Below are 22163 nucleotides of genomic sequence, written 5' to 3'. Positions count from 1 at the left end.
GATCAGAACCCGGGGAAAAGCCTGAGAGGCATGCCGAGGCCCAGAACGAATGTGAGCCACAGGAAGGCAGAAACGCCGATGGAGAGCAGCACCGTTTCCAGCCATTTCATGCGCGGAATGACGAGAGCCAGCACCGAGATCGCACACAAGGTGGTGAGTGCGATGCCGAGCCGTTCGATCAGCAGAGCGTAGAGTGCGATGGAGGCAACGACCCCGCAGAGGCCGAGCCAGGGGAATTGCCGCGGAAGGCTGACGTCACGAACGACGTTGACGACCGCAATCAGCAATCCGAAGACAATCGTCAAGGCACTCAGGACGACCGGGAACATTCCCGGCCCCATGTTGCGCGGCACGCCCATGTCGAGATCGCGGGAAGCGTAGAGGAAAATTGCACCCACGAGCGCGACCAGCAGCCCGTCCTGTGCCTTGAAGAGAGCCTTCATCCCATCCTCCAGAAAACCGTCAGCTGGCTTTCAAGTGTTTGTGCAGGTTGTTCATCTTGTAACTGTAAGCACTCGGGATCTCTTGCATTTCCATTGCGTATGCAAGCCGGGCACGGTCAGCGAGAGGCTTCAGATGCGACGAAGTCCGATCAAAGATCAAGTCTGCCGCCTCCTGTTTGGTCTGCGCATCCCTGCCTTCACCGATACGAAGGGACAAGTGGACGAACCCGTTGTCCGGGTTCATGTCACCGACCAGGCAATCGTCAATGCGGGTGATGCGGATGCGGATACCCGCGATCGGGAAGATACCGGCTTCCGTCATGGCGGCGTGGACACAGCGGCCAAAAGTTTCGACCTCGGTCTGATCTGCAATATTACCGGAATATTCGATCCAGGCGTGCGGCATGGTTCCATCCTTGAAAGGGCGAGCCGAAGCTCGCCCGGTAGGTTCAATTGTTGCGAAATGGAAGTTCAGGGATAGGTCACTTCGGCTCGATGCCGGCGTCCTTGATTTCCTGGCCCCACAGGTCGACCTCGGAGGCGATGAATTCTGTCGTCGCCGCTGAATCCAGGCCACGCCGGGACGGCGTTACACCGATGCTTTCGAGTTTCGCCTGCACGTCCGGATTGGCAATGGTCTTGTTGAAGGCATCGCTCAGAACGTCCAGACGCTCCTGGGGGACCCCAGCCGGAGCAACGACACTGTACCACCCAACCACGTTGAAACCGTCGAAGCCGAGTTCGTCTGCCGTTGGCGTGTCGGGCAGCGCGGCGTAACGGTCTGTGCTCGTGACGAGGATCGGCTTCAGGGCACCGCTCTCAACATGCGGCAGGACCGAAACAGGACTGCTGATCATCGCATTCACACGGCCGGCCAGGATATCGGAAATTGCATCTCCGGAACCTGAGTACGGAATGTTGGTGAAGCTGAGATCCGCCTGCCGGGCCAGCAAGCGCGCCGCCAGAAGCGCCGCGCTGCCTCCGTTTGCCATGGTCAGGTTTTCCGTGGCGGCGGCGGCAAAGCCTTCATAGTCGGAGATTTCTGAATCCCCCGGCACCGTGACCACATAGGGCGACTCGGAGATCACCGCGATCCCCGAGAAGTCTTCTTTCGAGTTGTAGGTCGCCGACTTGAAAAGCGACGGGTTCAGCGCAAGCGTCGCCTGGATACCGAACAGAATGGTATACCCGTCAGCCTCTGCCTGTTTTGCCAGAAGCGTGCCGACCGTTCCGGACGCACCCGGACGGTTTTCGACGACAACAGGCTGCCCCAGATACTCCTTCATGTTGTCGGCAACAATCCGGGCCGTAGTGTCTGTCCCCCCTCCAGGCGAATACGGCACAATCAGGCGGACCGGCTTCTCCGGAAACGCGTCCTGCGCGATAACCGGAGCCGCCACTGTGAGCGCCAAGGCGCCCGCTGCGATTGACAACAAAGTTCTCTTGGTGAGCATTCTTTCCTCCCTTTGCTCAATTACTTCCGACTTTGGAACAACTCGTCGATCTTCCTTTCGTAGTCGTGGTAGTTCAGGAAGTCGTAGAGTTCCTCGCGCTTCTGCATGATATCCAGCACACCGGTCGCTGATCCGACCTCACGAATATGCTTGTAAACCTTCAGGGCTGCCGCGTTCATTGCGCGATTCGCAGACAAGGGGTAGAGCGCCGCTGAAACGCCGACGCTGCGCAGCTCGTCCAGAGTGAAGTTCGGCGTCTTGGAAAACTCGGTAATGTTGGCGAGAACCGGATACGGCGTGTCGAGCGCATCGACGAAAGCCTTGTACTGCGACAACTCCGTGCAGGCTTCTGCGAAGATCATGTCGGCGCCAGCCTCGACGTAGGCACAGGCCCGGTCGATCGCACCGTTCAGGCCCTCGATGGCCAGCGCATCCGTGCGGGCAACAATGAAGAACTGATCGTCGGTCTTTGCATCCACGGCGGCCTTGACGCGGTCAACCATCTCCTGCTTGGAAACGATCTCCTTGCCCGGACGGTGACCGCACCGCTTGAGCTGAACCTGATCCTCCATGTGCATGGCACCGGCGCCGTCCTTGATCAGGCCGCGCACAAGGCGCGCGATGGTGAAGGCACCCCCGAAGCCGGTATCGACATCAACCAGGACCGGCAGACTGCTTGCATCCGTAACGCGGCGGAGATCCGTCAGCACGTCACTCAGGTTCGTGATGCCGAGATCGGGAAGCCCGTAGGATGCGTTCGCGACGCCTGCACCGGCAAGATAAAGAGCCTTGTAGCCCACGCGCTCTGCCATCATCGCCGTGTAGGCGTTGATCGACCCCATGACCTGAAGCGGATTTTCTTCCTTCAAGGCCTGCCGGAACCGTGCGCCTGCCGAAAGTGTCGTCATTATGAACCTCTCATTTTTGACTGATCATAATATGATCATTTTTTGAATTCTTTATTTGATAAAGATCATATTATGGCTTTTTTCAAAGTCAATAAGTTATTTCCCGATGATTTCGAGCCACCTCGGCCGCAGAAAACAGCCAAAAACAAAGGCCCGCCGCGCTTTCGCGCAGCGGGCCCGACTGTTCATAATATGGTCACACCCGACCGAAACCGGGAAATGATCAGGGAAACGCCTGCCTCAACTCCGCAAGACCACGGGCAAAGACACCAACATCAGCCCCAACGGCCAGAAACTCGACCCCCATAAGCGCATAACGTTTCGCAAGTTCACGGTTGGAGGTCAGGATACCGGCAGGCTTTCCCGCGGCCCTGATCCGCGAAAGGGCCTCAACCACGACCACCTGTACCGGATCCGCTTCGGGCTGGCCGACATAGCCCATGTCCGCGGCCAGATCCGCTGGCCCGACGAAGACGCCATCGACACCTTCTACCGCCAGTATCTCGTTCAGCGCATCGATGCCCTTGCAGCTTTCGACCTGGACAAGCAGACACACCTGCTTGTTTGCCGTGTGCAGATAGTCGGTAATGCGACCATAGTCCGACGCCCTTGCCAGGGCCGCGCCGACACCGCGCGCCCCCTCCGGCGGATAACGGACCGAGTCCACGGCTTCCTGCGCCTCCGCCGCCGTTTCGATCATCGGAACCAGAATTGTCTGCGCCCCTATATCCAGCATCTGCTTGATCAGGGCACGGTCATTCTCACGGACACGAACCACCGCATGGCTGCTGCCGGAGATTACCCGCAGCTGCGCAATGATTTCGGCAAGCCCGTTCGGTCCGTGTTCGGCATCGATGACGAGCCAGTCGAACCCGGCTCCTGCGCAAATTTCCGCGGCGCCGGGATGTGCCAACGCCATCCAAAGGCCAATCTGGGTCTCCGGCTTTGCAAGCCGCGCCTTGAAGAGGTTTTTCGCTAAGGTCATGACGATCACGCAAATCTGGTGGAGACGGCGCCGAACGGTCCGAAGTCGGCCCGGATCGCCGTGCCGGGTGGACATTCGATGGGGCCGATAAACGATCCCGTCAGGACGATCTGGCCGGGTTCGATGCGGTGGCCGTAGCTGGCCATCCGCCGGGCAAGCCAGACGAGCCCCATCACGGGGTCGTTCAAGACAGCCGCACCAAGACCGGTGGCCGTGACCTCACCATCCTGTTCGACGATAGCCCCAATCCAGCGAAGATCCACGTCGCCGGGGTCATGCCGTTGAGCTCCCAGAACCACGCCCGCATTGGCGGCATTATCCGCCACGGTGTCGAAGATGCGCCTGCGCGTTCCCGTCTCCGGATCAGCACGCAAGATGCGGGTGTCCAGGATTTCAAGCGCGGGGCTCACATAATCCGTCGCCGCGATCACATCTTCACGGGACACGTTGCCATCGATCGGCGCCTTCATCACAAATGCTATCTCGGCTTCCACGCGCGGTTCGATAAATCGGCCGCGCGGCACCTGCCCGCCATCCGGGAACAGCATGTCGTCATAAAGCACGCCCGAATCCGGCGTATCGATACCGAGTGCGTTCTGCATGACCTTGGATGTCAGGCCGATTTTCCACCCCAGAATGCGCCGCCCGGCAGCCAGTTTGGTCGCAAGTTGCGCCCCCTGTATGGCATAGGCGTCATCCAGCGAGATGTCCGGGTAACGCACGCTGAGAAGGCCAGTCTGTTGCCGGGTCGCTTCCGCTTCCAGAAGTTCAGCCGCCACGTCCTGCACCTGCGCGGCACTCAGCATTTTTCGTCCTCAATGCCGTTGCGCAGGATACCGATGCCTTCGGCTTCGACTTCCACAATATCACCCGGCTTCAACCAGCAAGGGGGCTCCATCCTTGCGCCGGCACCTGTCGGAGTGCCACAGACCAGAATGTCGCCAGGCATCAGCTGCGCAAATGTCGAGACGTAGTTGACGATATAGGGGAAGTCGAAAATCATTCTCGACGTCCGGTCCTGCTGGCGAACCTCACCGTTGACGCGGGTTACAAGAGCGACATCCTGCAATTGGGCCGGCGAATGCAGCGGCACGAGAGCCGGGCCGATGCTGCCGGTCCTTTCCCAGTTCTTGCCTTGCGTCACGTTGAATTTCGCATGGCGCGTCCAGTCGCGGATCGTTCCCTCGTTGCAAAGGGTAATCGCGGCAATATGGTCGAATGCGGTCTCGCGCGGAATGCGACGGCCCGCCTTTCCGATGACGATCGCAATCTCACCTTCATAGTCAAGCTGATCGCTTTCCGGTGGCCGGATCAGTGGCTGGCCATGACCGGTGAAGCCACTCGCAAAGCGCGGAAAAAGAGAGGGCCGCATCTGCTGCGCCTGGCCGTCCTTGTACTCTGCGTTCCTGTCCGGGTAGTTCACCCCGACGCAGATGATCTTCTGGGGTGCGGCAATCGGGATCTGGAAGGCGACATCTGCCGCGCGATAGCTCACCGGACGCCCCTCGCCGGCCTTTACCAGATCCGGCAGGGCGCCGGCGGCAACAACGTCCAGAAGATTGCTGAACCGGGCTTCCAGATTGTCGGTCACGTCCACCAGATCATCGCCTGTCAGGACGCCATAACGCAGGGCGCCTTCTGCCCGAAACGCTGCAATGGCTGGCTCATATGCCGTCATGTCAATTTCCTTCATCGATTCCGCCAACACACAGGTATTTGGCTTCCAGGTATTCATCCAGGCCGAGGCGGGATCCCTCCCGTCCCAGGCCGGATTGCTTGATGCCGCCGAACGGAGCTTCGGCAGTGGAGATCAGGCCCGTGTTTATGCCGACCATGCCGTACTCGAGACGCTCGCCGACCCGCCAACTGCGCGCGAGGTCGCGTGTAAAGAAGTAGGCTGCGAGCCCGTACTCGCTGTCGTTGGCAAGCGCGATCACTTCTTCTTCCGTGTCGAAACGAAAGATCGGCGCCACAGGTCCGAAGGTCTCTTCACGCGCGATGCGCATCTCATGGTGCACACCGGTCAGAACGGTCGGCTGAAAGAAGGTGCCACCCAGGGAATGATGCGTTCCGCCCAGTTCAATCCTGGCTCCATTGGCAATGGCATCCGAGATATGCGCCTGGACCTTGTCTATGGCTGAAACGTCGATCAGCGGACCAAGGTCCGTATCACCGGCCTGCCCATCGCCGACCTTCATGGTCTGCATCCGTTCCACAAGAGCTGCAACGAATGCGTCGTGAACACCCGACTGCACATAGATGCGGTTGGCGCAAACGCAGGTCTGGCCACTGTTGCGGAATTTGGCGACCACAGCCCCTTCGACGGCTGCTTCCACATCGGCATCATCGAAGACGATGAAAGGCGCATTGCCGCCGAGCTCCAGCGAGATCTTCTTGACGGTGTCGGCGCACTGCCGCATCAGCAACTTTCCGACGTCCGTTGAGCCGGTAAAGGACAGCTTGCGCACGACGGAACTGGAGGTCATCGCCGCGCCAATCCTGCGCGCGTCCCCCGTGATCACCGTGAAGAGACCAGGCGGAACACCTGCACGCTCGGCGAGCGTCGCCAGCGCAAGGGCTGAAAAAGGCGTTTGCTCGGCGGGCTTGACGATGATTGCGCACCCGGCAGCCAATGCCGGTGCAACCTTTCTTGTGATCATCGCATTCGGAAAGTTCCAGGGGGTGATCGCCGCAACCACACCAACAGGCTGCCTGATCACCAGGAGGCGCTTGTCCCGGGACGTCGCGGGTATCGTTTCGCCGTATATGCGGCGCGCTTCCTCGGCATACCATTCGACGTAGGAGGCACCGTAGAGGACTTCCCCTTTCGCCTCTTTCAAAGGCTTGCCCTGTTCCAGGGTGATGATGCGCGCCAGATCGTCGGCATTCTCGACAATCAACGCAAACCAGCGCTGCAGCACCTCGGCCCGTGCCTTTGCAGGCTGTGTGGACCAATCGGCCTGTGCCTCTCTGGCATGTCTGATGGCCAACTCTGTCTCGGCGCCCCCAAGGTTGGGAACATTGCCGAGGCAAGCGCTGGTCGCCGGGTTCGTGACGGTAAGGCCCTCAACACCAGCTTCGTAGATACCTTCTCCAATACGGACACTTCCGCAGAGAAGGCTCCTGTCTCTTAACACTGATGCATCTCCCCCTGCTCAGACAACCAATTCAAGAAAGCTCATATTGTGGCTATATATTCAATAAATTTTATAATCACAATCACATTATGAACTTATTCGTTCGAAGAACGCCTGACTGGAGTGTTTTTGGGAGACCTTGTCGCCGAGAGCAGAAGCTGCGGCTGCCCAACCGCAGCTCGAACCGGCGTTTGAAAGAAGAAAGACGATCCAGCAACCACCGGGTTGCCGGATTGGTCACTTTCGTAAGTATCTGAAAAGACGAGTGAATGAGTGCTGCTAGCCGGACCCTGAACCATTACGCGGCTGTACGGTCCGGCAACGAATGCGAAAGAACATCAACGATCTGGCCCGGCGACCACATTCTGACCCCGTCGATCGGGCACTGAATGCAAAGGGCCAACAGTGAAACGAGGGCTCAAGCAAACCAGGCTCGCAATCAGGGCACCTCGATTGTCCAAGCTGAAGCTGACAGGTGCTGTCACGAGTGTCGTCCCAAGGGAGCGATGCGCCTGGTCGGTAGTCTTATTGGATTGACTGTTCTTGGCCCCAGGACCGTGTGACGGCGCACTTGAGGCCGCCGCGCAAAAATCGCCCGGCCAGCAGAAGTCAGGTGCCCGCTAATGGTCGGTTTCTATTCGAAGGACGCTGTTTCGGCATTTCAGGCTGACCGGAAGAACTGTTTCCCTTGGAACCTTGCCGTCACAGCCGTCGATCATCTGAACCAGCAGCCGGGCAGCGGTGGCCCCTGCATCAAACTGCTCTATGCGCACTGTTGTGAGGCCGGGCGGAATGAGATCCAGGAAAGGCATGTCGTTGAAGCCGGTGATGGAAATCTTGTCGGGGCACGGATGCCCGTTTCTGGCGCAATAATCCATGGCCCCGAGGGCCAATCTGTCATTGGCGCACAGAATTGCGGTTGTCTCCGGTGACCGGCTCAATATCTCTTTCGCGCAACGGCGGCCTTCCTCCTCCTCGAAACGACAGGCTTCCTCGATGACAAGTGCATCGGCCGAAAATCCGTAGTCCCGGGCAACCGAGCAGAACGCTTCACGGCGCAGCAGTCCGGTCGACAAGTCCCGGGGCCCGGCAAGATGCGCAATTCGCCGGTGACCATGATCATGAAGATGATCAAAAATCATGCGGATCCCGGCTTCCTCGTCGTTGATCACATATGGGATCTCGGCTTCTTCGACCTTTCGGTTCAGCGTGACAACCGGAAGTCCCTGGCGCGCCGCTTCCACGATATTGGGATCGCTGCGCAACACAGCCGTATGGATGATGCCATCCACGCCGCGCTCCTGAAGCGTCTCGGTCAATCGGCGCTCCCGGTCACTGTCTCCATCGGTGTTGACGATGATGGAAGCATAACCCAGCGGCTCCATCACACTTTCGATGCCGCGAACGATCGGCGGGAAAATCATGTTGGTGATATCCGGGATCATCACCCCGACCGTCATCGACTTCTGCTTGCGCAAACTGAAGGCAATCCGGTTGGGTCGATACCCCAGCCTGTCGGCCGCTTGACGGATCTTCACGACAATTTCTTCGGTCAGCGAGCTGCGCTTTTGCGGATCAAGCGCACGGGAAACCGTGGAAACATGAACACCTGTTTCCCGGGCTATGTCCTTCAGTGTCGGCCGTCGGCTCATCTTTGCGTCCTCCCACCCTCCATATAGCTGGATGGAACCGTCTTCGCAATCGATTGCATAAAACTGTTGACACCTCGTTTGTGATCGTGTTACCGATTATGCAATCGATTGCAGAGATTTGAACTTCGCATACTGCGACTCGCCGGAAATGGGTACCGCACTACTACGTGCGGTTCATTCATTGTGGCGAGGCCCGACCCGAAGCGGGTTGGACGAGCGAAAGATCTGTGCTTCGATTTGGGACAGTCAGCCTTGGGAGAGGCGTCGGCCCAACGCTCTGAAACAGGACACCTGTTTCGGGCGCTATCGATGATTTGGGAGGGAGTCAGGCTTTTCCTGTCCGGCACATCCGGATCAGAGCGTGACGATTTTCGTCGCGCATATTATTGCGAAAATCTGTGCAATCGATTGCATTGATTGGTTGCTGAAATGCATGAGGTGATGTGAATACCGCCCCGATCTCGAGCGTGAGCAAGGGGCACGACGAATGGCTACGGTATGGTGCAAGGGCTTGGGAGGGCTCCACCGCAGATCTACCGAAAAGGATCTGATCTCATCTTCAGGGAGGAAAAAGATGAAACGCATTAATTGGACGGTGGCAGCTCTTGTGTCTGCCAGCATGCTTGCATCTGGCTATACCGGCATGGCTCAGGCGGCTGATCCGCTCAAGATCGGTGCCAGCCTGCCCTTGACCGGTGGTTTTTCGATTGCCGGACAAAAACACCAGCAAGGCTATGAACTGTGTGTCGATCTCATCAACGAGCGCGGCGGCATCATGGGTCGCCAGGTCGAGCTGCTTGTTTCCGATAACAGATCCGACCCGGCAACCGCTATCAACCAGTACGAACGCTTCATCAATGTCGACGGCGTGGAGGCGGTGTATGGAACCTTTTCCTCGCGTCTGTCCTTCCCTGTCGCCAGCATTCTGGCAAAGAACAACATGGTTCACCCGTTGCCGGCCGGAGGCGCGCTGCGCATCTATACGCAGGGTCACAAGAACATCTTCTATTTCCAGCCGAATGCCGCCGAATATGTCGGCGCTTCCCTCGCAGGCATCGTCAAGGACCTGATCCCCGAGGGTGAAACACCCAAGACTGCGGCCGTGATATCCGCGGACGACTTCTTCGCAAACGGTGTCTGGTCCGGTCTGATGGGTGAGAAGGTCATGGACCCGGCGGACGGCTCACTGGTGCGCGACCTAGCACCGGGATACCTTGCTGAAAACAACATCGAAGTCGTCTTTTCCGAGCGTTGGCCGGAAGAAGGTTTCAGTGACTGGCTCAACCTTGCCAATCAGGTGAAACGCTCCGGAGCGGAACTGATCATCGGACTGACAGCTTCCGCGGAAGAGGCGGTCCAGCTGACACGCGCACTCAAGACAGTCCGGGCGGAGCCGAAACTCGTCTATTTCAGCCAGGGAACACAGGCTGAATACCTGGAAGGCACCGGCTCAAGTGCAGAAGGCGTTCTGGTTCATACCTCCTGGCACAAGGATGCGCCGTTTCAGTCGACACTGGCCGGCGAACCGTTTTCCAACAGCGACTTCGTCGCCTCCTATCAGGAAAAATTCGGTGCGGTTCCCGATGAAGACGCTGCCATTCCCTTCGCTGTCTGCCAGGGCATCGAGCAGGCAATTCTCGGTGCCGGTTCAACCGACAATGAAGCCATGGGCAAGTGGTTGTCGGAACGCACCAGGGACGAGCCGGTTCGCACGATCCTCGGACGGTTCAACTGGGATGAACTGGGGCTACCTGCAGACAAGCCGTTCCTGATGACCCAGTGGAACGATGGCGAACTGCAGTTCGTCTATCCGACGGACGAGTTTGAAGGCGTCAGCGCCCTCACCTACCCGAAGGGTTCGTTCTGACGGATCGAACCGGTCCCGGGCGCATGGCGCCCGGGAAGCTCTCCTGACATTCCAAGCGCAAAGCGAGTTCCCATGCTCGAAATAGATAACCTGTCCAAGCATTTTGGCGGGATCCGCGCAGTCGACGGCTGTTCGTTCACCGTTCCCAAAGGCAGCATCACGGCCCTGATCGGCCCGAATGGCGCAGGCAAGACCACCGCCTTCAACTGCATAAGCCGGACAACCGAACCCTCGGCCGGCAAGGTTCTTCTTGAGGGCCAACGCATCGAACATCTGCGGCCGCACAAGATCACCCGCATGGGCCTGAGCCGCACGTTCCAGATCAGCCGAAACCTGGCGGACATGACGGTTCTGGAAAACGTCATCTGCCAATCCAGGATCGGCGGCTGGCGGGATCTTTTCAAACCCGCTCTTGGTGCGGAAGAAGTCGAAAAGGCGATGGAAATCCTCGACTTCCTCGGCATTACGCGGATCGCCTACGAGGACGGCTCAAACCTGTCCTACGGCCAGAAGAAACTGATGGATCTGGCAGCGCTCCTGATGAGCGATCCCAAGATCATTCTGCTCGATGAACCTGCAGGCGGGGTCAATCCGACGCTGCTTGAGGAAATCATCGGCCACATACAAAAGCTGAACGAACAGGGCCTCACGGTGCTCATCGTGGAGCACAACATGGACCTCATCATGCGCCTGTCCCACAAGATCGTGGTGATGGCCCAGGGCAAGGTCATTGCTGATGGCAAGCCCGAGGAAGTCCGCGAAAATCCTGCTGTTCTCGACGCCTATCTTGGTGGCGTCCTGGAGGAGGCTGCGTGATGAGCGAACTTCTACACGTTTCCAATGTGACCGCCGGTTACGGCGACGGCCCGGCAATTCTGGACGGAGCCGAGCTACGTGTCGAACCCGGCAAGGTCCACTGCATCATCGGTCCGAACGGCGCCGGCAAGTCCACCTTGCTGAAGGCCATCTGCGGCATGCTCAAGGTGCGCAACGGCGACGTTCTCTACAAGGGCGAAAGCCTCAAGGGTTTGCGCCCGGACCAGGTGCTTCGAAAGGGAATTTGTTTCGTTCCCCAGGAGCGCGCGCTGTTCCCGAAAATGACCGTGCGGGAAAACATGCGCATGGGCGGCTTTTCCATGAGCGACAAATCCGGCCTGGAAAAACGCATCGACGAGATCGAGGAGCTCTTCCCGATCCTGAAGGAACGCCGCGACCAGCACGCAGGCACGATGTCTGGAGGTCAGCAACAGACCCTGGCCATGGCCCGCACCATGATCCTGAAGCCGGACATTGTCATGCTGGATGAACCGTCGCTCGGACTGGCGCCAAAGATCGTCCAGGAAATGTTTTCAATCATGAAGATGATGGCCGCAGAAGGCATCACGATCCTTCTTGTTGAGCAGAACGCCTTGATGGGATTGAAGAATTCCGACCAGGGCGTCGTTCTGGACCTGGGACGCACCCTGTTTTCCGGTCCTGCGGACGACGTCCTGCGCGACCCGCGGATACAGGACCTTTATCTCGGCGGCAAGAAGGCAGCCTGAGGAGGGCAATCATGGCTGATATTATTCAAACTCTCATTCTGGGCCTTGCTCTTGGTGGTGTGTTCGCCCTCATGGGATCCGGGCTCAGTCTCGTATTTGGTGTCATGCGCATCGTAAACCTGGCGCATCCGGTGCTGATCATCGCCGGCGCTTATGTCGCCTACTGGGGATTCCGGCTCTACGGCATCGACCCCTTGATGATGCTGCCCGTGGCGATCGTCATTCTGGCCGCCATAGGTGTGGTGCTTTACAAGCTGGTTTTCGAACGGGAAGCACGCTCGGCCAAATATTCGGAAATGACGGTCCTGCTCACCTTCGCAATCGCGATGATTGTCGAAGGGGCACTCGGAGGGTTCTTCTCGAACACCCAGCGTGTGACGTCTCCGGACTATGCGACCGATGCGATCTTTATCGGTGATGTCTTCATTCCGACCGGCCAGCTTTATGCCGGCATTCTGTCGCTGATCATCATTTCCGTGCTGGCGCTTTTCCTGAAGTATTCCAGTTTCGGCTACGCCATCCGCGCAACCACCCAGAACCGCGAAGCGGCTGAACTGCTGGGGGTGAATGTCAACCGCGTTGCCCTGGTCAGCTTCGCAATCAGCATTGGTCTCGCCGGGGCTGCTGGCTGCCTTGTCTCCTTCGTTTTCTCGTTCTTTCCGGCAAAGCACTGGGAGTGGATCGCCGTCCTCATGTCGCTGGTGGTTCTCGGCGGGATGGGCTCGCTGCTCGGCACGGTCGTCGCATCTTTCCTGTTGAGCGTGATTGCCGCCTTCGTCGGCACCTATGTCGGAGCGACATGGTCGACCATGACCTTCTTTCTCGCCCTGTTTCTCATCCTTCTCGTTCGGCCCCAGGGGCTGTTCGGTGAAAAACCGGAGCTTGCATAATGTCCCTTGCTTTCAACGAGACGTCCAACGTTCTGCAGGCCCGGGCCGAGCACAACGAAAAGCTTGCACGGCGGGCCGACAGGACACGGGCCACCTGGTTTCCGATCGTCCTTCTGGCCCTCTTGCTGGCGGTTCCGGCACTGCAATTTGTCGGCAACTTCAACTATGTGATCCACCTCATCCTGTTCACGGCCTGCTATGCGGTCATGGCATCGGGCTGGAACATTCTCGGCGGTTTCACGGGTTACATCTCGCTGGGACACAACGTCTTCTTCTGCATTGGCGGCTACTTTGCCGGAATGCTGCTGGCACGCTTCGGCATCTCGACGCTTTTGACGGCACCTCTGGCAGGCCTCGTCTGCGCTGCTGTCGGCTATCTGATCGGTCGTATCACGCTCAAAACGCGCGGTCCGAGCTTCATCATTTCCTCGCTGGCGCTGGTGATGATTGCCCGCATCCTGTTTGACAACTGGCACTTTGTCGGTGGCGCCAATGGCGTCGCCTTGCCTGCCAACGACCTCAGCGTCGAATGGGCCAAGCTGCCGTATTACTACGCCTTCGTCGTTCTGGCGGCGCTGACCGTCTTCATCAGCTACAAGATCAAGCATTCGAAATTCGGGCTCGGGCTGCGCGCCATTTCGAAAGACGAGATCAAGGCCGAAAGCGCGGGGATCGATACCCGCACCTACAAGACGCTCGCCTTCGCCATCTCGGCAGCCTTTGTCGGCATGGCAGGCGCTATCTGGGGTGAATATCTCACCTACATCCGTCCAAACATCTTCCTGATCATTCTTGTCAGCGTGAACATGGTTCTGATGTGCATTCTCGGCGGCAAGGGCACGATCGCGGGCCCGGTCATCGGCGCCGTCCTGATTGTCGCCTTCAACGAGATCTTCGTCGCAACTCTTGGCTCTTCGGAATTCAACATCCTGGCAACCGGCCTGATCATGGCGCTGGCGCTGATGTTCTTTCCCCTCGGCATCGTTGGAACCCTGGCAGCGAAACACCGCCTGCCCCGCTTCCTGAACTGGGACTGAGAGAAAGGGCTCTACCGATGGGTTTCGTACTTTACAACGCGCCTCAATCCACCTGCTCGCAGCGTGTGCGCTTCGCCCTTCACGCAAAGGGGCAGGCATTTGAAGAAAGAAAGCTGGACCTCTTCAGTGGCGACCAGCTCAAGCCGGACTATCTGGCGATCAATCCCAATGGCGTGGTTCCGACCCTCGTGCATGACGGGGTCTCCGTGACCGATAGCGCCGTCATCATGGAGTATCTGGAAGACATATTGCCGGACACCTCCCCGATGCGGCCGTCTGCTCCTCATGAGCGTGCAAGGATGCGGGCGATGTTGCGCTTCATCGACGAAGTGCCGACGCCGGCGATCCGTGTACCATCCTATAATCTTGCCTTCCTGCCGCATTTTCAGGCCATGAGCGCAGAGGAATTTCAGGCGCTTTGCGACAGCAAGCCGTTGCGCCGCGAGTTTCTCATGAAAATGGGCCGCACCGGTTTTCCGAAGGCTGACATGGACGAGGCGCAGGGACGCCTGGACCGGGGCGTGGACCGGATGAACCAGTGGCTTCTGGAAGGAGGTGGCCCCTGGATCATGGGACAGACCCTCACCTATGCCGATATCGCCATCATGCCGGTCATTGTGCGCATGGACGACATCAACCTGGGCGATGCCTGGGCAGACAAGCCCATGGTCGCGGCATGGCTGGAAAACATTCGCAAGGAGCCCGCCTTCAGGGCCACCTATTACCACGGCTCCTTGCTCACCGAAAAATACCCGCACCTGAAAGCAGCCAGGGCCGACCAGGCCTTACATGCGACAGCAGCGTCCGCCTGAGGGAACGTCATGGACAGCTACGTTACGACTACAAGACTGATCAGCAAGGAAGAGGATGTCACCCCTGCCGTTCTGGCGGCCATGGAGGCGACATCGGATCCGCGTTTCAAGGAAATCATCACCTCTCTCGTCCGGCACCTGCATGCCTTTCTGCGGGAGGTTCGCCCGACCGAAGCCGAATATGAAAAAGGCCTGCAGATCCTCAATGCCATAGGTCAGCAGACCGACAACGCCCACAACGAGGCGGTTCTCATCTGCGACGTTCTCGGCGCCTCGACACTCATCGATCTCATCAACAATGACGGCATGCAGGGCGAGACGATGTCAGCCTTGCTTGGCCCCTTCTATCGGGGATCTGCACCTGACTGCGAGTTTGGCGACACCATTGCACGGTCCACCACGTCGGGAGATCCGCTGGTTCTGAAGGGCCGTGTACTGGACGTGAATGGTGAACCCATTTCCGGGGCAACGCTTGATGTTTGGCAGGCATCCCCGGATGGACTTTACGAGAACCAGGACAAGGATCAGGCCGACTTCAATCTGCGTGGCAAATTTGTTTCGGACGAAAACGGCAACTACCTCATCCGCACGGTGAAACCAGCCGGCTACCCGGTCCCCGTTCACACCACCACGGGAGACCTGTTGAGGGCACAGAAGCGGACCCCCATGCGCCCGGCGCATGTCCATTTCATAGTGTCCGCCCCTGAACACAAGACACTCATCACCCAGATTTTCGCCGATACGGACGAAGCGATGGTGAACGACGTTGTGTTCGGTGCGAAGGAACAGATCGCGGGTGATCTAGAACTCCGGGAAACACCCTCAGCCGAATATCCCGACGTTGCGACCCCCTTCTACACCTGCACCTACGACTTCATCCTGAAGCCAGGCGAACCCCGTTTCCCCGAACCGCCGATCAAGGGGAAAGTGTCTTGAGCCAGTCATTGAAAGGGAAAGTCGCCGTTGTCATTGGCGGCTCCGGCGGAATAGGCGCAGCATCTGCCAAACTGTTCGCAGAGGCGGGCGCGCGTGTCGTCGTCGGATATCGCTCCAGCGAAGACAAGGCGCAGGCAGTCGTCACGGCACTCGAAGGCGACGGCCATCTTGCGCTGAAAGTCGATGTCATCGACACGCCAAGCATCGAGGCCTTCAAGGAGGAAATCGCGAGCAGACTTGGGCGGGTCGACATTCTCGTGAATTCGGCGGGCACCACGACGCCGGTCGCTCACAAGGATCTGGATGGACTGACGGACGCCATCATCGACGAGGTTTTCGCGTCCAATTTCCGGGGGGTGTTCGCGTCCATTCGCGCCTTTGCCACCCTGCTCAAGGCGAGCGGCGATGGTGTCGTCATCAACGTGTCCTCGATCGCAGCCTTCAAGGGGTTCGGCTCTTCCATTGCCTATTGCGGCGCCAAGGCGGCACTCGATTCGATGACCCACACGCTTGGCCTGGCACTCGGGCCGGAAGTCCGGATCCTCTCCGTGTCTCCGGGAATGGTTGCGACGGATTTTGTTCCAGGCAGAACACGGGAACAGGTCGAAAAGGCTGGCGCAGCGACCCCATTGCAAAAGGTTGTCGAAGCCGAGGACGTCGGCAAGGCGATCTTTGCGTCCGTTGCCTACCTCACCCACTCCACGGGCACGCGCATCGTGGTCGACGCCGGGCGGGGGCTTTGAACCATGGTGCATAAAACCATCATCACCTGCGCCGTGACTGGAAACCTGACCACCCGCGACCAGCACCCTGACCTGCCGGCAACGCCTCAGGAGATTGCAGATGCATGCCTTGAGGCTGCCGAAGCCGGCGCCGCAATTGCCCACATTCACGTGCGTGATCCGGAGACGGCCAAACCATCGATGGAGATCGGCCTGTACGAAGACGTTGTCAGGCAGATCCGGCAGAAGAACACTGATCTGATCCTCAACCTGACGACAGGTCCAGGCGGCCGTTTCGTCCCCTCCGATGATGATCCTTCGGTCGCCGGCCCGGGAACGACGATCCTGCCCCCCGAAAAGCGGGTTGAACATATCGCAAGGATCCGTCCGGACATCTGCACACTGGATTTCAACACCATGAACTCAGGTGCGCAGGTGGTGATCAACACACCCCGGAATGTGCGCGTGATGGCTGAAGTCATCCGCGATAGCGGTGTGAAACCGGAACTGGAACTGTTCGACACCGGCGACATCGTCATGGCCAATGATTTTCTGAAGGCCGGACATATCGAAGGTCCCGCCATGTGTTCGCTTGTAACGGGCGTGAAATACGGCCTGCCTTCAACCCCGGATGCCATGTCCATGGCATCCCGAATGTTGCAGCCGGGCACGGTGTGGACCGGCTTCGGTGTCGGCCGATGGGCTTTTCCGATGCTGGTGCAAGCCTGGCTGCTGGGTGGCCACGTGCGCATTGGCATGGAGGACACCGTCTATATCGGCAAGGGCGAACGGACAAAGGGCAATGGCGAACTGACCGCCAGAGCCCGTGACTTCATCGAGAAACTGGGAGGCGAAATCGCCACTGCAGGCGAAGCCAGGCAAATGCTTGGCCTCCAGCAGTAAGCGCGCCGCAACAAAGTGAAAAGGACGGGGACAAGAGCCATGAACGTTCAAAGCAAGACAGTCACCGGCAAGGCCCTTTGGGTGACGGAGAAGTCGCCGGATCTGGACAATCTTCTGATCGACGTGATCGAACCGGCAATACCACAGCACGGGCCGGGTCAGGTCCTGGTTGAAATCAGGGCAGCTGGTGTAAACCCTTCAGACGTGAAGGCGTCTCTCGGCCATATGCCCCATGCGGTTTGGCCAAGAGTTCCCGGTCGCGATTTTGCAGGCGTTGTTGTTGATGGACCAGCACATCTGATCGGCAAGGAAATCTGGGGAGGAGGCGGAGAACTCGGCATCACTCAAAACGGTTCTCACGCCAAATACATGGCCTTGCCACAGGCCGCCGTCCGCGAAAAACCGGTCAACTTCAGCATGGAAGAAGCAGGCTCGATCGGCGTTCCCTTCATAACCGCCTTTGAAGGTCTGCGAGAAGCTGGCGGCGTCCAGCCATGGGACAATGTCCTGGTGTGCGGGGCCAACGGAAAGGTTGGACAGGCTGCAATCCAGCTTGCGACGATGGCAGGTGCAACAGTGTTCGGTGTCGAATACAAGCCCATGGAATTTCTTGGCCATAGTGCGCAACCCATCGAAATGTTCGACAGCTCTTCACAGGACGTCGCTGAACTGGTTCGCGAAAAGACCGGGGGGCGGGGCGCTGATATCGTCTTCAACACCGTCGGAAGCCCCTATTTCGAAATGGCCAACAAGGCGCTTGCAAAACAGGGGCGTCAGGTCTTCATCTCCACGTTCGACAGGGCGGTAGACTTCGACATCTTCACGTTTTTCCGCGGGCGTCACAAGTTCATCGGTATCGATACATTGGCGCTCGACAGTGTGTATGGCGCGAAGATCTTCGACGTGCTCAAGCCGAAGTTCGAGGCCGGTGTGCTGAAGCCCTTCCCGATCAATCCGGAAACTGTCTACGGATTTGACGACGCTGCCAAGGCCTACGCTTCAGTTCTGCGGGCAACGCCTGAGCGGGTTATCCTCAAGCCTTAGTAGGAAACGCACATGCAGGTAACCCGCATTGACAGCGCGCAGCAATATGAGGCGCCGGAACACTTCGCGATGGCGTGCCTTCGTCTTCAGGGAAAGGAGGCAACGTCAACGCGCTCTATGTGGGTAGGCATGTCCCATCTTCTTCCTGGAGGCCACACGTCTCTCAAGGCGTCCCCTCAAGAAAAGATCTATGTGGTCATCTCCGGCCAGGTCACCATCACCAATGGCAATGGAGTGGTGACCCTTGGACCACTGGATTCCTGCGTCCTGTCTCCAAATGAACCAAGAGCTCTCGAAAACAGGACAAACCAACCGGCCACCATCCTTCTGGCGATGGAGGAAACAGCCCAAAGTCTCTAGAAGGCCTTTGGGTTAACCGGTCGTGGCTCTTGTTTCAGTGGCCTGTCAGGTTGGAGTCTGTGTGAACAGGCTTTTTGTTTGGGCTCGTCGCCGGATTTGAGAGTTTTCTGCCCCGCTGCGTCGGGCTTTTGCCCTGCCCCCGCAGTGATGCAACAAAAAAGGCCGCCCTTATGGACGGGTTTTTTTTTATTTTGTATCGGTATGTGGCTTTGAGCTTTTTTGTGCCAGTGCGTCGGGCATAGCGCTTTTTGTGGGAGCGCTGGTCAGTTTGGAATCAGTATCCGTTAGCAACAAAAAACCCGGCGCGCGGCCGGGTTATTTGTTGGTTGCGGGAGCAGGATTTGAACCTGCGACCTTCAGGTTATGAGCCTGACGAGCTACCGGGCTGCTCCATCCCGCGTTGTTTTTTTGTTTGTCCTTTGCGCGCTGCGCGTTTGGTCAAACTGGGTCTGGTCCCTTTTGGGCATACCCTTATGTTTCGGTTTGACCGGAAGACTGCGCTGATATGGGACAAGAGATCCGGAGCGCAGCGGAGGCAAGGCCAAGTGGCCGCCGGCCGGTCGGGCCGCCCCGCGGAGCGCAGCCCGAAGGGCGTTACGCGCGTGAGCGACAGACAAATTGAAGAGGTTTCAAATTGCGATTTGCAGGCCTGGCGGCGACCTACTCTCCCACACCTTAAGATGCAGTACCATTGGCGCTGGGGAGTTTCACGGCCGAGTTCGGGATGGGATCGGGTGGGGGCTCCCCGCTAGGGCCACCAGGCCGGCGAAGCGCAATTTGCGTGAACTGGTCTATATATTTTTTGATGTTTTGGTCGGCCTCGCCTGGGACGAAGGTTCCAGGACATTGGCCCTATGGATCATTTCAAACGCGCTCAAGCAGCCCGAAGGGCGGTAGCGCACTTAAAATGATCTTTTCGATGCGCCAGGGGCGCATCCAAAAGATGAACATTGACTAATGAGAGGATCAAGCCGAACGAGCTATTAGTAAAGCTAAGCTTCATGCGTTGCCGCACTTCCACACGCTTCCTATCGACGTGGTGGTCTTCCACGGCTCTTCAGGGAGAACTGGTTTTGAGGTGGGTTTCCCGCTTAGATGCTTTCAGCGGTTATCCCTTCCGTACATAGCTACCCTGCAATGCGGCTGGCGCCACAACAGGTCCACCAGAGGTACGTCCATCCCGGTCCTCTCGTACTAGGGACAGATCCTCTCAATTCTCCTACACCCACGGCAGATAGGGACCGAACTGTCTCGCGACGTTCTGAACCCAACTCACGTACCACTTTAATTGGCGAACAGCCAAACCCTTGGGACCTGCTCCAGCCCCAGGATGTGATGAGTCGACATCGAGGTGCCAAACAATGCCGTCGATATGGACTCTTGGGCATCATCAGCCTGTTATCCCCGGCGTACCTTTTATCCGTTGAGCGATGGCCCTTCCACGAGGGACCACCGGATCACTATGGCCGTCTTTCGACTCTGCTCGACTTGTCAGTCTCGCAGTCAGGCAGGCTTATGCCATTGCACTCAACGAGCGATTTCCGACCGCTCTGAGCCCACCTTCGCGCGCCTCCGTTACCATTTGGGAGGCGACCGCCCCAGTCAAACTACCCGCCACACACGGTCCCGGATATTGTTGTACCGCGGTTAGATATCCATGACGACAAGGGTGGTATTTCAAGGGTGACTCCACAAGAGCTGGCGCTCCTGCTTCAACGTCTACCACCTATCCTACACATGTCGTGACGAATACCAGTGTGAAGCTGTAGTAAAGGTGCACGGGGTCTTTCCGTCTGACCGCAGGAACCCCGCATCTTCACGGGGAATTCAATTTCACTGAGTCTATGCTGGAGACAGCGGGGAAGTCGTTACGCCATTCGTGCAGGTCGGAACTTACCCGACAAGGAATTTCGCTACCTTAGGACCGTTATAGTTACGGCCGCCGTTTACTGGGGCTTCAATTCGGTGCTTGCACACCTCCTCTTAACCTTCCAGCACCGGGCAGGCGTCAGACCCTATACGTCGCCTTACGGCTTCGCAGAGCCCTGTGTTTTTGATAAACAGTCGCCACCCCCTGGTCTGTGCCACCCCACAACGGTTGCCCGTCGTGAGGTCTCCCTTCTCGCGAACTTACGGGAGCATTTTGCCGAGTTCCTTCAGCATAGTTCTCTCAAGCGCCTTGGTATTCTCTACCAGTCCACCTGTGTCGGTTTCGGGTACGGTTTATACGGTGGAGCTATTTCCTGGAACACCTTCGCTGCACCCCCAATCCAATAAGGAGATACAACACACGGCATCCGTCACTACCACCAAGCTGCAGAATATTAACTGCATTCCCATCGACTACGCCTTTCGGCCTCGCCTTAGGGGCCGGCTAACCCTGCGCCGATTAGCGTTGCGCAGGAACCCTTGGACTTTCGGCGAGCGGGTCTCTCACCCGCTTTATCGTTACTCATGTCAGCATTCGCACTTCTGATATCTCCAGGAGCCCTCACGGGTCCCCCTTCGCAGACTTACAGAACGCTCCGCTACCGCGCATCATAAGATGCACCCGCAGTTTCGGTGTATGGCTTGAGCCCCGGTACATTTTCGGCGCGGAACCCCTTATTTAGACCAGTGAGCTGTTACGCTTTCTTTAAATGATGGCTGCTTCTAAGCCAACATCCTGGTTGTTTTGGGAGTTCTACATCCTTTCCCACTTAGCCATAACTTAGGGACCTTAACTGGCGGTCAGGGTTGTTTCCCTCTCCACAATGGACGTTAGCACCCACTGTGTGTCTGCCGGATAGTACTTCTCGGTATTCGGAGTTTGGTTAGGATCAGTAAGGCGGTAAGCCCCCATAGCCCATCCAGTGCTCTACCCCCGAGAGTATTCATCCGACGCTCTACCTAAATAGATTTCGCGGAGAACCAGCTATTTCCGAGTTTGATTGGCCTTTCACCCCTAGCCACAGCTCATCCCCGACTTTTTCAACAGGCGTGGGTTCGGTCCTCCAGTGCGTGTTACCGCACCTTCAACCTGGCCATGGCTAGATCACTCGGTTTCGGGTCTAATCCAACGAACTAGGGCGCCCTATTCAGACTCGCTTTCGCTACGCCTACACCTACCGGCTTAAGCTTGCTCGTTAAATTAAGTCGCTGACCCATTATACAAAAGGTACGCTGTCAGGCTTGCGCCCTCCAACTGTTTGTAGGCATCCGGTTTCAGGAACTGTTTCACTCCCCTCGTCGGGGTACTTTTCACCTTTCCCTCACGGTACTTGTTCGCTATCGGTCGACAAGGAGTACTTAGGCTTGGAGGGTGGTCCCCCCACGTTCAGACAGGATTTCACGTGTCCCGCCCTACTCGAGGACTTGCATAATTTCTACCCGTACGGGGCTATCACCCACTAATGCCCGACTTTCCAGACGGTTCCGGTTCTTAAATGCAAGCCACTGGCCTGGTCCGCGTTCGCTCGCCACTACTAGC

General features: G+C 57.9%; 20 protein-coding genes, 1 tRNA gene and 2 rRNA genes (1 of these 23 cut by a window edge). 11 read left to right on the top strand and 12 right to left on the bottom strand.

Translation table 11 applies throughout. From position 1 onward, the window contains the following. Positions 1–2: 2 nt before the first annotated feature. From FIV05_RS10040 to FIV05_RS10000, 9 genes are all read right to left on the bottom strand, one after another. The gene (locus FIV05_RS10040) at positions 3–443 is read right to left on the bottom strand and encodes a tripartite tricarboxylate transporter TctB family protein (protein ID WP_152509459.1); all 441 of its coding nucleotides are present in this window, start codon (positions 441–443) and stop codon (positions 3–5) included. Positions 444–462: 19 nt separating this feature from the next. Beyond that, entirely contained in the window at positions 463–849 is a 387-nt protein-coding gene (locus FIV05_RS10035; protein WP_023003740.1) for a 5-carboxymethyl-2-hydroxymuconate Delta-isomerase, read from the bottom strand. 76 nt (positions 850–925) lie between these two features. Further along, entirely contained in the window at positions 926–1897 is a 972-nt protein-coding gene (locus tag FIV05_RS10030) for a tripartite tricarboxylate transporter substrate binding protein (RefSeq protein ID WP_023003742.1), read from the bottom strand. A 20-nt stretch (positions 1898–1917) separates the two neighbouring features. Beyond that, a complete protein-coding gene (gene prpB / locus FIV05_RS10025; protein WP_023003744.1) occupies positions 1918–2805 on the bottom strand; it encodes a methylisocitrate lyase in 888 nt (295 codons plus the stop codon). A gap of 223 nt (positions 2806–3028) precedes the next feature. Continuing rightward, entirely contained in the window at positions 3029–3790 is a 762-nt protein-coding gene (locus FIV05_RS10020) for an HpcH/HpaI aldolase/citrate lyase family protein (protein ID WP_152509458.1), read from the bottom strand. A 5-nt stretch (positions 3791–3795) separates the two neighbouring features. Then, positions 3796–4596: a 2-oxo-hept-4-ene-1,7-dioate hydratase gene (gene hpaH, locus FIV05_RS10015; protein ID WP_152509457.1), complete on the bottom strand. Its 801-nt coding sequence runs from the start codon at positions 4594–4596 to the stop codon at positions 3796–3798. Beyond that, on the bottom strand, positions 4590–5468 hold the full coding sequence (locus tag FIV05_RS10010) for a fumarylacetoacetate hydrolase family protein (protein ID WP_152509456.1): 879 nt from the start codon (positions 5466–5468) through the stop codon (positions 4590–4592). The genes hpaH and FIV05_RS10010 overlap by 7 nt, the downstream gene beginning before the upstream one ends. A gap of 1 nt (position 5469) precedes the next feature. Next, complete coding sequence (locus tag FIV05_RS10005; protein ID WP_286202306.1) at positions 5470–6888, bottom strand: NAD-dependent succinate-semialdehyde dehydrogenase; 1419 nt, start codon at positions 6886–6888, stop codon at positions 5470–5472. A gap of 659 nt (positions 6889–7547) precedes the next feature. After that, the gene (locus tag FIV05_RS10000; protein WP_152505457.1) at positions 7548–8579 is read right to left on the bottom strand and encodes a LacI family DNA-binding transcriptional regulator; all 1032 of its coding nucleotides are present in this window, start codon (positions 8577–8579) and stop codon (positions 7548–7550) included. A gap of 574 nt (positions 8580–9153) precedes the next feature. Between FIV05_RS10000 and FIV05_RS09995 the strand changes: the two genes are divergently transcribed. The 11 genes from FIV05_RS09995 (at position 9154) to FIV05_RS09945 (ending at position 18694) form a co-directional block, all read left to right on the top strand. Beyond that, positions 9154–10446: an amino acid ABC transporter substrate-binding protein gene (locus FIV05_RS09995; protein ID WP_152509454.1), complete on the top strand. Its 1293-nt coding sequence runs from the start codon at positions 9154–9156 to the stop codon at positions 10444–10446. 72 nt (positions 10447–10518) lie between these two features. Next, positions 10519–11262, top strand: a complete 744-nt coding sequence (locus FIV05_RS09990) for an ABC transporter ATP-binding protein (RefSeq protein WP_023003760.1) — start codon at positions 10519–10521, stop codon at positions 11260–11262. Next, positions 11262–11990, top strand: coding sequence for an ABC transporter ATP-binding protein (locus FIV05_RS09985; protein WP_055661121.1), 729 nt, complete (start codon positions 11262–11264; stop codon positions 11988–11990). The genes FIV05_RS09990 and FIV05_RS09985 overlap by 1 nt, the downstream gene beginning before the upstream one ends. A gap of 11 nt (positions 11991–12001) precedes the next feature. After that, positions 12002–12880 (top strand): branched-chain amino acid ABC transporter permease, encoded by an 879-nt coding sequence (locus FIV05_RS09980; RefSeq protein WP_152509453.1) that lies wholly within the window; start codon positions 12002–12004, stop codon positions 12878–12880. Next, entirely contained in the window at positions 12880–13917 is a 1038-nt protein-coding gene (locus FIV05_RS09975; protein ID WP_023003763.1) for a branched-chain amino acid ABC transporter permease, read from the top strand. Before FIV05_RS09980 ends, FIV05_RS09975 begins: the two co-directional genes overlap by 1 nt. Positions 13918–13934: 17 nt before the next feature. Beyond that, positions 13935–14729: a glutathione S-transferase family protein gene (locus FIV05_RS09970; RefSeq protein ID WP_152509452.1), complete on the top strand. Its 795-nt coding sequence runs from the start codon at positions 13935–13937 to the stop codon at positions 14727–14729. Between the two features lie 9 nt (positions 14730–14738). Next, positions 14739–15665, top strand: a complete 927-nt coding sequence (locus FIV05_RS09965) for a dioxygenase (protein WP_152509451.1) — start codon at positions 14739–14741, stop codon at positions 15663–15665. Next, positions 15662–16408, top strand: coding sequence for an SDR family oxidoreductase (locus tag FIV05_RS09960; RefSeq protein WP_152509450.1), 747 nt, complete (start codon positions 15662–15664; stop codon positions 16406–16408). Before FIV05_RS09965 ends, FIV05_RS09960 begins: the two co-directional genes overlap by 4 nt. A 3-nt stretch (positions 16409–16411) precedes the next feature. Then, the gene (locus tag FIV05_RS09955) at positions 16412–17290 is read left to right on the top strand and encodes a 3-keto-5-aminohexanoate cleavage protein (protein ID WP_152509449.1); all 879 of its coding nucleotides are present in this window, start codon (positions 16412–16414) and stop codon (positions 17288–17290) included. Between the two features lie 39 nt (positions 17291–17329). Beyond that, positions 17330–18334 (top strand): zinc-binding alcohol dehydrogenase family protein, encoded by a 1005-nt coding sequence (locus tag FIV05_RS09950; RefSeq protein ID WP_152509448.1) that lies wholly within the window; start codon positions 17330–17332, stop codon positions 18332–18334. Between the two features lie 12 nt (positions 18335–18346). Further along, on the top strand, positions 18347–18694 hold the full coding sequence (locus FIV05_RS09945; RefSeq protein ID WP_152509447.1) for a cupin domain-containing protein: 348 nt from the start codon (positions 18347–18349) through the stop codon (positions 18692–18694). A 323-nt stretch (positions 18695–19017) separates the two neighbouring features. Here FIV05_RS09945 and FIV05_RS09940 read toward each other — a convergent pair. The 3 genes from FIV05_RS09940 to FIV05_RS09930 all read right to left on the bottom strand — a co-directional run. Further along, positions 19018–19094 (bottom strand) — tRNA-Met (locus FIV05_RS09940). A 247-nt stretch (positions 19095–19341) separates the two neighbouring features. Further along, positions 19342–19456 (bottom strand): 5S ribosomal RNA (gene rrf, locus FIV05_RS09935). A gap of 200 nt (positions 19457–19656) precedes the next feature. Next, a 23S ribosomal RNA gene (locus FIV05_RS09930) occupies positions 19657–22163 on the bottom strand (it continues 216 nt past the right edge of the window).

Source organism: Labrenzia sp. THAF191a (assembly GCF_009363335.1).
Classification (GTDB): domain Bacteria; phylum Pseudomonadota; class Alphaproteobacteria; order Rhizobiales; family Stappiaceae; genus Roseibium; species Roseibium algicola.
This window is presented reverse-complemented; position numbering and strand designations above follow the sequence as displayed.

Coding starts and splice junctions, on each gene's coding strand:
- FIV05_RS10040 (WP_152509459.1), bottom strand. CDS start 443: ATGAAGGCTCTCTTCAAGGCACAGGACGGGCTGCTGGTCGCGCTCGTG.
- FIV05_RS10035 (WP_023003740.1), bottom strand. CDS start 849: ATGCCGCACGCCTGGATCGAATATTCCGGTAATATTGCAGATCAGACC.
- FIV05_RS10030 (WP_023003742.1), bottom strand. CDS start 1,897: ATGCTCACCAAGAGAACTTTGTTGTCAATCGCAGCGGGCGCCTTGGCG.
- prpB (WP_023003744.1), bottom strand. CDS start 2,805: ATGACGACACTTTCGGCAGGCGCACGGTTCCGGCAGGCCTTGAAGGAA.
- FIV05_RS10020 (WP_152509458.1), bottom strand. CDS start 3,790: ATGACCTTAGCGAAAAACCTCTTCAAGGCGCGGCTTGCAAAGCCGGAG.
- hpaH (WP_152509457.1), bottom strand. CDS start 4,596: ATGCTGAGTGCCGCGCAGGTGCAGGACGTGGCGGCTGAACTTCTGGAA.
- FIV05_RS10010 (WP_152509456.1), bottom strand. CDS start 5,468: ATGACGGCATATGAGCCAGCCATTGCAGCGTTTCGGGCAGAAGGCGCC.
- FIV05_RS10000 (WP_152505457.1), bottom strand. CDS start 8,579: ATGAGCCGACGGCCGACACTGAAGGACATAGCCCGGGAAACAGGTGTT.
- FIV05_RS09995 (WP_152509454.1), top strand. CDS start 9,154: ATGAAACGCATTAATTGGACGGTGGCAGCTCTTGTGTCTGCCAGCATG.
- FIV05_RS09990 (WP_023003760.1), top strand. CDS start 10,519: ATGCTCGAAATAGATAACCTGTCCAAGCATTTTGGCGGGATCCGCGCA.
- FIV05_RS09985 (WP_055661121.1), top strand. CDS start 11,262: ATGAGCGAACTTCTACACGTTTCCAATGTGACCGCCGGTTACGGCGAC.
- FIV05_RS09980 (WP_152509453.1), top strand. CDS start 12,002: ATGGCTGATATTATTCAAACTCTCATTCTGGGCCTTGCTCTTGGTGGT.
- FIV05_RS09975 (WP_023003763.1), top strand. CDS start 12,880: ATGTCCCTTGCTTTCAACGAGACGTCCAACGTTCTGCAGGCCCGGGCC.
- FIV05_RS09970 (WP_152509452.1), top strand. CDS start 13,935: ATGGGTTTCGTACTTTACAACGCGCCTCAATCCACCTGCTCGCAGCGT.
- FIV05_RS09965 (WP_152509451.1), top strand. CDS start 14,739: ATGGACAGCTACGTTACGACTACAAGACTGATCAGCAAGGAAGAGGAT.
- FIV05_RS09955 (WP_152509449.1), top strand. CDS start 16,412: ATGGTGCATAAAACCATCATCACCTGCGCCGTGACTGGAAACCTGACC.
- FIV05_RS09950 (WP_152509448.1), top strand. CDS start 17,330: ATGAACGTTCAAAGCAAGACAGTCACCGGCAAGGCCCTTTGGGTGACG.
- FIV05_RS09945 (WP_152509447.1), top strand. CDS start 18,347: ATGCAGGTAACCCGCATTGACAGCGCGCAGCAATATGAGGCGCCGGAA.